This window comes from Desulfococcus multivorans, from assembly GCF_001854245.1.
GTDB classification, from domain to species: Bacteria; Desulfobacterota; Desulfobacteria; order Desulfobacterales; family Desulfococcaceae; genus Desulfococcus; species Desulfococcus multivorans.
Map to the genome: position 1 here is coordinate 1,425,176 of NZ_CP015381.1, position 11,570 is coordinate 1,436,745.

Consider the following 11,570-nt stretch of genomic DNA (forward strand, 5'->3'; position numbering starts at 1 on the left):
AGGGCCGGGAAACGCCTGGATGACTTCCAATCGGCACCGGCCCCTTGACACCCAGTTGTGTAATTATTTATAGGCCTATAAAAAAAACAATAGATCGAGTCGCGTTTTCCGACTTTTTTCACTTTCCCGCCATTCCGGTTCATATATATTTCATCCCAGACCACTGCGTTCCAGATCCTTCTTGCAAGCCGTGTCAAAGATTCTACATCAAGAATTGTTTTGCATTATGACGACATTCGTGAATACATATGAAAAAAATTAGAGGGTATAAAATGGGGAATAAAGGATTTACCTTCACGGAGTTGATGATCGTGGTGGCCGTGGCGGCAATCTCCGTGACGATGGCGTTTCCGACGTTTTTGGCCCAGAGGAATAAAGCACGCATCAAAAGAGCGGGACGAGACATGGTTTCCCATTTTCAGATGGCCCGGATCAATGCCATGCGGGACGGAAGGGACTGGGCGATTTTTTTTGACGCGGCAGGGGATGCCTACAGGCTTGTCCACGCGGGTGCGGATCGGCATCTGGATACCGGAGACGACATCACGGTGAAAACCGTTTCGTTATCGGAATATGGCGATGTTTCCTTCGGCATTGGGTCCGGTATCGGACCGCGGCCCGGCGGTGTCGTTCCCGAAAACGGGGTGACGACCTTTTCCGGAAACACGTTTCACTTCGATCCCGGCGGCATCAGCAACAAATCCGGAACGGTGTATATGAAAAACGGGAAAGGTCAGACCTTTGCCGTCGGCACCATCACCGTTACCGGGAGAGTGAAGGCATGGGCCAACTGGGGGCAGGGATGGGAAGAGTAAATGAAACCCTTTAAGACCATCGGCGGCGAAGGGGGCTTTACGCTTCTGGAGATACTGTTTGCCGTGGTCATCCTGTCGGCAGGCCTGTTGGGGGTGGCGGCCATGCAGGTGACCGCGATTCACGGAAACGGCTACGGCATGAAACTGACCGAGGCCACCGATCGGATTGTCACCCGAATGGAGGCCGTCAAGAAAATGCCCTATCCGAGCATCCAGAGTGAGGATGAGGAGACGGACGCCGAAGGGTTTACCAGGAGGACCATCGTTCAGACGGACACCCCCCTGTCCGGGGTCAAGACCGTCGAGGTCGAGGTCTCGTGGAACGACCGGCAGGGAACCCAAAACCACAGGTTTTCATTCCATACGATCATCATGGAATAGGGCAGAGGAGACACGGCGTGGAGAGCACATTTAAGGACCAATCAGGGTTTACCCTCCTGGAGATGCTTGTTGCCGCCATGCTGGGACTCGTTGTCATCACGGCGGCCCTGGGGGTCTTGAACAGCAGCCAACTATCCTACAATGTCCAGGAGGATATCGCGGCCGTTCAGCAGGATGTGCGGATGGCGAGGACTTTCATCGAACGGGACGTCATCATGGCCGGTGCGGGACTTGGCGACTTTCCGAGACTGGCCGGCCTGCCGGCCGAGGCTTTTTCCGCCTTCACCTTTGACAACAACGGCGGTGAAAACGGCAGCGACATACTGACGATTCGCTACGTCGTTCCCAGTTCGGACGTCTGCGGACCGCCGCCATCCGGAATCGGCTCCTGCGCGGATCTGCCCAAGCTGACGCTCAAACCGGATAAAAAAGACCCCACGGCGGCCATGCCCATCACCGCCGCGGTCGCCATTGTCAACGAAGATCTCAATGCCACATCTCCCATAGATTATAACGCTTGGGACAGGGATTGCTATTGCGATGGGGTGACCTATACACAGCCGCAACCCCATATGAACGGCATTATCATCGCGCCGGGCGGGGCCATGGCCGACGAGGTGGTGATCACCCAGGTCATCGCCAACAGCAGCAAACTGGGGAACCATCCGGTACTGGATTATGCCAACAAGGTGCTCAACAAGTACCCTCCCGGCAGCACCATCATGTTTTTCAATTTCGAGCCATTGGAAGAGATTCGTTATTATCTCCAGGACGGGGCGCTCATGCGGCTCCATGAAAAAGACCTGAGAAACAGCACCGGCACTACGACACCCAATCCGGTCGTGGAGCACATCGAGGACATCCAGTTCGCCTTCGGGCTCGACACGGACGACGATAATCTGATCGACACCTGGATCAACGGAGAGGATGCGGATGATTTCGACGCGGACGGGGATTTGAAGGATGCGGACAAGCCCCTGGTTCGGGCGTTGCGGATCAGCGTCCTGGGCCGCACGGCAAAGGCCCGAAGGGAGCTCGCCCCGGACAGGCGGCCGGCCCTCGAGGATCACCCCGCGGCCGAAGCAACGGATTTTCACCGGCGCAGGCTTTCCCAGGTGACCGTCGCCCTGCGCAACATGGGACTCAACTGATCGGAGGTTGAAGCAATGAAGACACGCTGCGGCTTTGGGTTCAAACGGTTGTTCCAATCCGAAGGGGGATCGGCGTTGGTGATCTCCATGCTGCTGTTGGTGGTCCTTACCATCATCGGCGTGGCAGCCACCAATACGTCCGTCCTTGAAATTCTGATCGCCAATTCGTCGAAAAAAAAAGCAGAGGCCTTTTATGCGGCTGAGGCGGGGATCGACCACGCCAGAAAATTGCTGAGCGACATGATCGCCGCCCAGGCGAGCCTTGACACATGGGATCTTTCGGACTTCGCGGACGTCTCTTCTTCGGAGGCGGAGCATCCCGGGGAAAAATACGTGTTTCAGAACAAGGCTGTCGGCGACTGCGCTTACACCGTGACCGTTTTCGCGGGCAAGGCGAACACCGAAGGCCTGATCTTCCTCAAGTCCGTCGGCACCAGCCCCAACGGGGGCCGTGCGGTTCTCGAGGTGAGTTTTCTGGGCAAGCGTGTCCTGCCGTCGGGAACGACCTCCTTCAGCAGTTACGGCGGACAGCAGAATGCCGGGTCCGCCAAAAGCAACACCGGATATGACATCAACGCCATGACGGCCGATGAGCTGAGTACGTACCAACTGAACGAGGACGCCTGACGCGGCGCTTCCGGACGCCGACGGGAGATGTGTTGAGGATGATCCGGCTATTGGAGGGAACAACATGAGCGCAAAGTCAAAAAACGCAGTGATCCGAAGGTCCCGGCTGATTCTGGTCGCGGTGTGGAGTCTGCTGCTCAGTGTACAGACCCATACCGTCCAGGCGGCGATTGACGGCTGCAGCGCCCCCATCAGTTCATCGGATTACGGCGGCTGGTCTGAAGGCGACTTTACCCTGTCCAATCTCGTCAAGAACGAGAGCGGTCATCTGGTGTTGGATCCCGCCGGGATCTCGTGGGATCAGGAGGGCATTGCCCTGGATGCCGTCAAGGATATCAGCGTCACCTATGTTTATCAGGACGGCGGTTTGGAAAACGCCAGGCTCGGATGGCTCTACGACGCGTCTTCGGACATGCCGGAAGGCGAACCGCGCTGGATATTCGACCCGCTGGGGAGCAGTCCGGGCTCGGAAACCCAGACATTCCTGACGGACCCAGAGGGTGCGGCACTGCCCTATGGTTCGAATGCCAGGATCGTATTCGTATTGGAGCTGGCGGACGGCACCCGGTTTTACACCAGGAAAGCCTGGAATGCCGTATTTGAGAGTCGATGTGACACCAAGTATGACGGGTTTGCGAAGAAAATCATATTATATAAAGAATTTACGTATGGCGGATCCATCTGCAGAAAAGCAAATGAAATGCAATTTGATACCGTCTCGGGATATGATGACCAGGGATGGCTGAATGCGGCGCCCAGGAGCTGGCTGCAGGAAAAAGGGTATGGCATTCCCCAAGGGGATATCAACCTTAAACTGATTGACGGCGAAAAAACGCCCAAAGCGGTAATGGCGGCGCCCGACAATACCGAGAATGCCGTGATCCTCGGATTTGACGCCGTCAACACCAACAATGCCTTTGACTTCAACGATCTGGTCTTTATGGTGACCTTCAAGACGGTCGGCGTGATCCGGTTGAACAACGGCGCGGCCATGGTTCCCGGGGGATATCACGGGTTTTATACCCAACTTCAATTCGAGGCATGGGACGGCATGCCGGCCGGTTCCGAGGTGGCCTATTATTACTCCGTCCACTATATGACCGACCAATATGCCAATTTCATCCTCGATGCGGCAGGTCAACAGATTCCGGTCTGGCACGAAATCGAAGCCTCGGATTGGGGCGAGGTCCACAGCTTCACGGCTCAAGACGGAACGGCACGCTTCACAGAGGATCAAAAGCCGGACATCGATGAAACGAATATTCTGGAGAGCTGGGAAAGAACGAGTCCCACCTATACCCATCGAAAAGCGGTAATCGATCTGGTCGGCAAGGCGGTGATCGGCCGCGACCTCCTGTGGAAGGCGGAATTGAGGGGCGACCGGGGAACGTCGCCGATGGTGGTGGACGTGAAGCTTTCCGCCCTGGTCTCGAGAGAGACGGTCTCCCGTTCGGTGCCGGTGGTGCAGACCAACGTCGTCTACTCCGGCAGCTTCGATCTGCCGGATCCCCTGGATCCCGAGTGGTTTGCCGATCCGGAGGCCAGGGGACACCTGAAGGCCGTCATGATTTATGATCCCGAGACGGCAAGAGCTTCGGAGGCGGCCAGGAGCGTTATCTGGGACGCGGGGGAGAAATTGAGTCAGAGAGATATCGGGACCTCTCCCCGAACGATCTATTTCCCGTCCATGACCGAGAACAGTTACGCCGGCGAGGCACTTGTCACGATCCAGAGCGGGGTGACCGCCTATTCCGGCACCCTGACCCACGTGCCGGTGCTGGACGGCACTTTCGTGGTCAAGACTTCGGAAGGAACCGTTGTTCTGAGCGACGGTTACACCGGGAATACCCTCTCCGAGGTAAGCGGCATGAGCGGCACCATCGATCTGGACAGCGGCGAATACACGATTCAACTCGATAACTATCCGGTCCCCGACGGCGGGATTCAACTCTCGGCCGACTACAAGTCCTATTCCGTCATTTCTTCGAGCGGTCTTTCCGTGCTGGGAACGGACACGGTGTCGGACGCCCTCCTCAACCTGGCGCCTTCGGGGGGGGACGACACATCGCTGCCGACGAACAGTGAACTGGTGAACTGGATTCTGGGATACCAGAAGAACGGCAGCACCGAACAGCGACCGTGGCTACTGGGGGCCGTGGACCATTCGGCTCCGGCGGTCATGACGCCGCCGGGGTTTCCCGAGTGGGTCTTCGGCAGCAAGGTCGACAATACGATGAAGGCGAGCTTTCATGATCCCGCCGGGGAAGACACAACGACCTTTCGGGCGGCACATGAGAACCGGGACGTCGTGGTGTTTGTGGGCGCCCGGGACGGCATGCTTCACGCCTTTGACGGCGGCAGGTTCAACTGGGGCGACAACCCGAAAACCATTCCTATCGAGCATCGCGGCCATTTCGTCTGGTCCGGCGAGACGAAAGAGACGGCCCAATACGGCACCGGATCGGAGCTGTGGGCCTATATCCCCGGCAATCTGTTGGGGAAGATGAAAAATCTCTATGGAAAGACCGGAGACAGCGAGGCCTGGTTGGACGCTTCCCCGGCACTCGGGGATGTCTATACCAACGGCGCGTGGCGCACCGTACTGATCGTCTGCCAGGGGAACGGCGGACACATGGTGACCTGCCTGGATGTAACCGATCCGGCTGATCCGGCGTTGCTTTGGGAAAAAGGGGATCCCGACCTCTTCAACAGCCGCTCCTCGCCGGTCATCGGTATGATCGAAAACGACCAATGGGTCGCCTTTCTTCTCTCGGGGGTCACGGATCCGGCGGATCACCCGGTCATCTACATGATCGATATCGCTTCCGGCGCCATTACCAGGATTCCATTGGACGCCGCAGGGGAGAGCGGAAAAGGCGGCGTGGGCAGCGGACAGCCGGCAGCCGTGGACTCCGACGGCGACGGCTATGTGGATCGGCTCTATGTGGGCACCGACAAGGGGTTCATGTATCGGGTCGCCATTGACGGCGGCGTCTTCTCGGATCTCATTGTCAACTCCTCCGAACGAAATGCCGGGGAGGGCATATACGGTGCCCCCGCGGTGGTGACAGACGACGAGGGCGTCCGGGTGTTTTTCGGAACCGGCGGCGATGCATCGGCCACCTATCATTTCTACGCCTACCTCGACAGCAAGCGGGGCGGCACCGACAGCACCACGCTTGAATGGTCCTACGCCCTGCCTGCGGGCCATGGGGTTTATGCCTCGGTTTTCGCGGCCGCCGGCCAGGTCTATTTCAGCACCACCACGGCGGTGACGGAGGACCCCTGCGAGGCCGGCGGCGCCAGCGAGGGGAACCTGTACGCCTTTAAGCAGGTGCTCGACGGCGCAAACGAAACGATTGCGCCTCTGAGTGAAATTCCGCTGCCCAAGGGGAGCGGCAGGGTCGCGCCCATCGTTGACGATCAGCATCTCTATATCAAGACCGCTTTTGGAACCCTTCAATCCTTTGGGGGAACGACTTACAACAACGAAGCCGCAGGCGTCGCCGACGGTGAGATCGCCGTGCCCGTTCCCGAGGCGACGATCCGCTCGTGGCGGGAGGTGCGTTAGGGACTCCCGTCCATCGTTTTTTCGACAAAAATGCCGCCGCCTGGATTTTTCCAGGCGTCGGCATTTTTGTATCTCCCGTTGGGGCGGAATAGATGCTTCCCCCGGTCCCGGAGCGGGAGTGGCGGATAAAATGCGGGGGATCAGGGGGGGCATGACAAGGCGCCTGAGGATCTCTCCTCGGGCAGGGCTCGGTTTGCAGAGGGTCCTGTATGCCGGAAGCGGGTGCCTAATCTTCGGGGAACGCTACGGCGAGGCCTGCATTGAGACTCTGCAGGGAATGGGTGATGAGGCAAGTCGCTGCGGTGGGACGGGTCAAGAGCACGATAACCTTGCCCACCTCGGAACGGACGACGAAGTCGTTCGTGCTTTTTCCTTCCGAGGTTTCCGGAAGCCGCACATGCGTCGGCTCGAAAATGCCGTACTTCTGGCCTGGCCGAACCCCGTCCAGAGCGCCCTTGTCGATAAAAGCGATATCATGTTCCCCCATGATGGCGGTCCGCTCCTCGGCGGCGATAATTCTGGCGGAAAGCCCGGTAATACTGTCGGTAAGCGGAATGTCGGGGGAGCGCTCCTCGATCGGCATGAGGCGGTCACCGATCCGGATATCCCGAAAGGACTGGATGATTCGTCCCAGGATATAATCGGGTGATTTTCGAAGGACCTCGACGGTGCCTGTCAACAGATGCTGGACCCCGATCACTGTCTTCCCGGCCGGATCGAAGATGGGGGTTGAAGCGCGATAGATCGTATATCGGTCCCCGACGGCAAGGTCTGTTTCACCGGACGCCTGGATGTAGACGACATCCGTCATACTGATCATTTCCTTGTTGCCGCGGACCTTGAAAATGACGCCCAGGGACCTTGCAGGATCATTCTGAATGAATCCGATGCGATGGATGGACGGATAATGAAAATACCGGCGGGCGGCGATCCGGGGCGGTTCTGCCGGAGGACTTGCCTCCCCCCCGATCGTCTGGGGCGTCGGACCTCTCCCGTAAAGTCGGATGCGCTGTCCCGGAAAGATCAAATGCGGGTTCAGGATGGGGATTCGGCTGTTGATCGACCAGATTTCCGGCCAGTACCCGGGAGACGCCAGAAAGAGATTTGAGATATCCCACAGCGTGTCTCCTTCCTGGACAATATAATAGGTGACGGCTTCATCACGGACGCGGTTTTCATTATCGGCCGCATAAGACGCCATGGCGAAAAATGACCCAAGCAATGCAAGCATGAAAGGCATCTTGATTTTCCACGTGTTTTTCATCAGCGAACTCCTTGAATCGGGGAAGGACGATAAAAATCCGGATAACCTTATAACTGATCTTATAGATGCTTATATGGCTCGGCAGAGGTTTGTCAAGCAACCATTTCCGTTTTTTGATACAGGGGGGAGGGGGGCGGACGAGGCTTATTGGGGTAGAGAACACAAAGGCCCCTGATCCGGATTTGGATCCAGGGGCCTTTTAAGGTTTTAAACGATTTTCAGGTCGGGATTGGGCATTACATCATACCGCCCATGCCGCCCATGCCGCCCATGCCGCCGCCGGGCATGCCGCCGCCGGGCATATCGCTCTTTTCTTCGGGCTTGTCGGCCACCATGGCTTCGGTGGTCAGCATGAGGGAGGCGACGCTGCCGGCGTTCTGCAGCGCGAAACGGGTCACCTTGGTGGGATCGATGACGCCTGCCTCGATCAGATCCTCGTAGGTGTCGGTGGCGGCGTTGAAGCCCATGGCACCTTCGCTGCTCTTAACCTTGTCGATCACCACGGAGCCTTCGAATCCGGCGTTGTTGGCGATCTGACGCAGGGGCTCTTCAATGGCCCGCATGACGACCTTGACGCCCAACTTTTCATCGGCCTTGACGTCCAGCTTCGACAGGGCGCCCAGACAGCGAACCAGAGCGACGCCGCCGCCGGGGACGATGCCCTCCTCAACCGCAGCACGAGTGGCGTTGAGGGCATCCTCGACGCGCGCCTTCTTCTCTTTCATCTCGGTTTCGGTGGCGGCCCCTACGTTGATGACGGCCACGCCGCCGATGAGTTTGGCCAGACGTTCCTGAAGCTTTTCACGATCGTAGTCGGAGGTCGTCTCTTCGATCTGGGCGCGAATCTGTTTGACCCGGCCTTCCAGAGCCGTACGCGCACCGGCGCCGTCGACGATGGTGGTGTTGTCCTTGTCGATGCTGATGCGTTTGGCCTTTCCAAGGTCGTTGATGGTGATGTTTTCCAGTTTTACGCCGATATCCTCGGAAACCACCTGGCCGCCGGTCAGAATGGCAATGTCTTCCAGCATCGCTTTTCGGCGGTCACCGAATCCCGGTGCCTTGACGGCAGCGACCTGCAGGGTGCCTCTCAGCTTGTTGACCACCAGCGTGGCCAGGGCTTCGCCGTCCACATCCTCGGCGATGATGACCAGCGGGCGTCCCATTTTGGCCACCTGCTCCAGAATGGGGAGAAGGTCTTTCATGTTGCTGATCTTCTTTTCATTGATCAGAATGAAGGGTTCCTCGAGGGAACAGACCATTTTTTCGGAATCAGTGACAAAATAGGGTGACAGGTACCCGCGATCGAACTGCATGCCCTCCACCACGTCAAGGGTGGTTTCCATGCTCTTGGCCTCTTCCACCGTGATGACGCCTTCCTTGCCGACCTTGTTCATGGCCTCGGCGATGATGTTGCCGATGGTCTCGTCGTTGTTGGCGGAAATGGTGCCGACCTGGGCGATTTCACGTTGATCCTTGGTCGGTTTGCTCATGTTGTGAAGCTCTTTGACGGCCGCTTCGATGGCCTTGTCGATGCCGCGCTTGATGGACATGGGGTTGTTGCCGGCTGCCACGAGCTTCTGGCCTTCCTCGTAAATGGCCCGGGCAAGCACTGTGGCCGTGGTCGTTCCGTCGCCCGCCATATCACTGGTCTTGCTGGCGACCTCCTTGACCATCTGGGCGCCCATGTTCTCGAACTTGTTTTCCAGTTCGATCTCCTTGGCGACGGTAACGCCGTCCTTGGTGACGGTGGGGGAGCCCCATGACTTGTCGATGACGACGTTTCTCCCTTTAGGGCCGAGGGTCACCACGACCGCATCCGCGAGTGTCTTTACCCCCTTGAGCATCGCTTCCCGGGCTTTCATATCGTATTTGATCTCTTTGGCCATCTTTCAACTACCTCCATATGTATATTGTGAAATGCTGTTATCGTAATCGGTTGGGTGTCGCCGTTTTATTCGATGACGCCCAGAACATCATCCTCGCGCATGATCAGGTATTCTTCACCTTCCACCTTGACTTCCGTGCCGGAATATTTTCCGAAAAGGACCCGGTCGCCGACTTTGAGTTCAAGGGCGATTCTCTGACCGTCGTCGCCGACTTTTCCGTTGCCTACGGCCACAACCTTGCCTTCGGCGGGTTTTTCTTTGGCGGTGTCCGGAATAATGATTCCGCCCTTGGTTTTGTTTTCCTCTTCAACGCGCTGAACCAGAATTCGATCCTGCAGGGGTTTCAACTTCATCTCTCATTCTCCTTTAGGTTTGATGATGGGTTTAATATTTAGTAGTAATAATGAGATATTACAAAATTCGAAGTAAGCGTCGAAACGACCTTCCTCAATTTTGTTGAAAACAATAATCACACATTTTTCGTTGTAAAGAATGGATCGTTATATTTTTTTGAAAGCTTTTCCGGCTCACATCCGTCGGCATGGATCCGATTCGGAGTGCCGTCTTCCGCACCTGGTGATCCCAGGTCCGGTCTTACACGGGGCCGGCGTCAGGACGACGTTTTGGACGAAGCGGCATTCGACCCGTCCGAAGCAGAGGCCTTGGTGTCATGCGTCGAGGACGTGGGGGTGTCCGCTTTCCCGCTGGAAGGGGTTTTCCTGGCATAATCCGTTACGTACCATCCCGACCCCTTGAGATGGAATGCGCTGTGGGAAATCAGCTTGTGAAGTTTTCCCGAACAGTGTTCACACGTGGTCAGGGGCGCTTCAGAGATTTTTTGAAGAACCTCTTCGGTCTTTCCACATTGTTCGCACTTGTACTCGTAAATCGGCATGATGTTATGACCTCCTCTGATCTTTTAGCTCTGAAAATGATCTTTTGGCTCTGAAAAGTTCCCGAAAAAACACTCTCTTAAGCAGAAGCATGCCAAATATAGGGCGTGTTTGGGGGTTGTCAAGAAAGTCGGACTTTTTTTTCGAAGACGTTGAAGACGGGGAGGGGATCAGCGAAGCATGTCCACCGGATCACAGTTCCGGCACCAGTGCCGATAGAAGCGGAATACCGGGATTTTTCCCGGTATCTGCATCTTTTCCAGGATATCCCGGGTATATTGATGTACCCGGATCTCTTCGGCCGTTTTTTCGTCGCTGGATGCGTCGAAATTTTGCAGAAACCTGCAAAAACGGACAATATGAATCAGTTCGTGGGTGACGATGTAGAGACAGAAGGGAAAAAGCCGCAGATCGGGATGCGCTTCGAGCGTTTTTAAAATGGCATGGTCCTGAAGGCATATTTTGTAGAAATCATAGGCGGCGGATCCGAGGGCGGTATCTTTCCGTTTGGCTTCGTACCGGATAACCTGCGCAAATGGTCCGTGAACAATTTCATCGTCATGGAGGTCCTGGAGGGTCTTGATGTCATATTTTAACCGCTGCCACTGGGACGCGGACATCTTATAATAGTTGCTGACCAAGTCCTCGGCCATGGATACGGTGTCGTCAACGATCCGTAACTGTTCATCGCTGAACATGGCCAGACGGCTTTTATCCGATGTTGCCGGGGACGAATCTTTCATCTCCGATCTTTCAAATTATCCGATAAAGTTGTAGACATCCGATGTAGATACATGATACCGAAAATCGTTTACCATAAAAAAAATAAAGAACAGGAGGTGATCAGTTGGGAAGTGTCATAAAAAAACGTCGAAAGAAAATGCGAAAACATAAACATCGAAAACTGCTGGCGCGTACGCGGCACCAGAGAAGAAAAGGCAAATAAAAGCCGCTCCGGTATGCCGATTACACTGGAAAAAGC

At 56.3% G+C, this 11,570-nt stretch carries 11 protein-coding genes; 6 read left to right on the top strand and 5 right to left on the bottom strand.

The features are described from left to right. Nucleotides 1-272: 272 nt before the first annotated feature. The 5 genes from dmul_RS06135 to dmul_RS06155 all read left to right on the top strand — a co-directional run bounded on the left by dmul_RS06135 (nucleotide 273) and on the right by dmul_RS06155 (nucleotide 6,545). Complete coding sequence (locus tag dmul_RS06135; RefSeq protein ID WP_020876598.1) at nucleotides 273-815, top strand: GspH/FimT family pseudopilin; 543 nt, start codon at nucleotides 273-275, stop codon at nucleotides 813-815. After that, the gene (locus dmul_RS06140) at nucleotides 816-1,196 is read left to right on the top strand and encodes a type IV pilus modification PilV family protein (protein WP_020876597.1); all 381 of its coding nucleotides are present in this window, start codon (nucleotides 816-818) and stop codon (nucleotides 1,194-1,196) included. 17 nt (nucleotides 1,197-1,213) lie between these two features. Beyond that, entirely contained in the window at nucleotides 1,214-2,347 is a 1,134-nt protein-coding gene (locus dmul_RS06145) for a PilW family protein (protein WP_020876596.1), read from the top strand. 15 nt (nucleotides 2,348-2,362) lie between these two features. Beyond that, nucleotides 2,363-2,974, top strand: coding sequence for a pilus assembly PilX family protein (locus dmul_RS06150; protein WP_020876595.1), 612 nt, complete (start codon nucleotides 2,363-2,365; stop codon nucleotides 2,972-2,974). Nucleotides 2,975-3,038: 64 nt separating this feature from the next. Continuing rightward, nucleotides 3,039-6,545, top strand: a complete 3,507-nt coding sequence (locus tag dmul_RS06155; protein WP_020876594.1) for a pilus assembly protein — start codon at nucleotides 3,039-3,041, stop codon at nucleotides 6,543-6,545. 226 nt (nucleotides 6,546-6,771) lie between these two features. Here dmul_RS06155 and dmul_RS06160 read toward each other — a convergent pair whose 3' ends face one another. From dmul_RS06160 to dmul_RS06185, 5 genes are all read right to left on the bottom strand, one after another. Next, nucleotides 6,772-7,809 carry a LysM peptidoglycan-binding domain-containing protein gene (locus dmul_RS06160; protein WP_020876593.1) on the bottom strand — a complete coding sequence of 346 codons (1,038 nt, stop codon included), beginning with the start codon at nucleotides 7,807-7,809 and terminating at the stop codon, nucleotides 6,772-6,774. Between the two features lie 236 nt (nucleotides 7,810-8,045). Further along, nucleotides 8,046-9,695 carry a chaperonin GroEL gene (groL, locus tag dmul_RS06170; RefSeq protein ID WP_020876592.1) on the bottom strand — a complete coding sequence of 550 codons (1,650 nt, stop codon included), beginning with the start codon at nucleotides 9,693-9,695 and terminating at the stop codon, nucleotides 8,046-8,048. A gap of 65 nt (nucleotides 9,696-9,760) precedes the next feature. Beyond that, on the bottom strand, nucleotides 9,761-10,048 hold the full coding sequence (gene groES / locus dmul_RS06175; RefSeq protein WP_020876591.1) for a co-chaperone GroES: 288 nt from the start codon (nucleotides 10,046-10,048) through the stop codon (nucleotides 9,761-9,763). A gap of 257 nt (nucleotides 10,049-10,305) precedes the next feature. Then, a complete protein-coding gene (locus dmul_RS06180; protein ID WP_020876590.1) occupies nucleotides 10,306-10,590 on the bottom strand; it encodes an FmdB family zinc ribbon protein in 285 nt (94 codons plus the stop codon). 168 nt (nucleotides 10,591-10,758) lie between these two features. Further along, on the bottom strand, nucleotides 10,759-11,331 hold the full coding sequence (locus dmul_RS06185) for a hypothetical protein (protein ID WP_020876589.1): 573 nt from the start codon (nucleotides 11,329-11,331) through the stop codon (nucleotides 10,759-10,761). A gap of 104 nt (nucleotides 11,332-11,435) precedes the next feature. Here dmul_RS06185 and dmul_RS19670 point away from each other — a divergent pair, with 104 nt between their 5' ends. Beyond that, a complete protein-coding gene (locus tag dmul_RS19670; protein ID WP_073474648.1) occupies nucleotides 11,436-11,534 on the top strand; it encodes a 30S ribosomal protein bS22 in 99 nt (32 codons plus the stop codon). Nucleotides 11,535-11,570 lie beyond the last annotated feature (36 nt).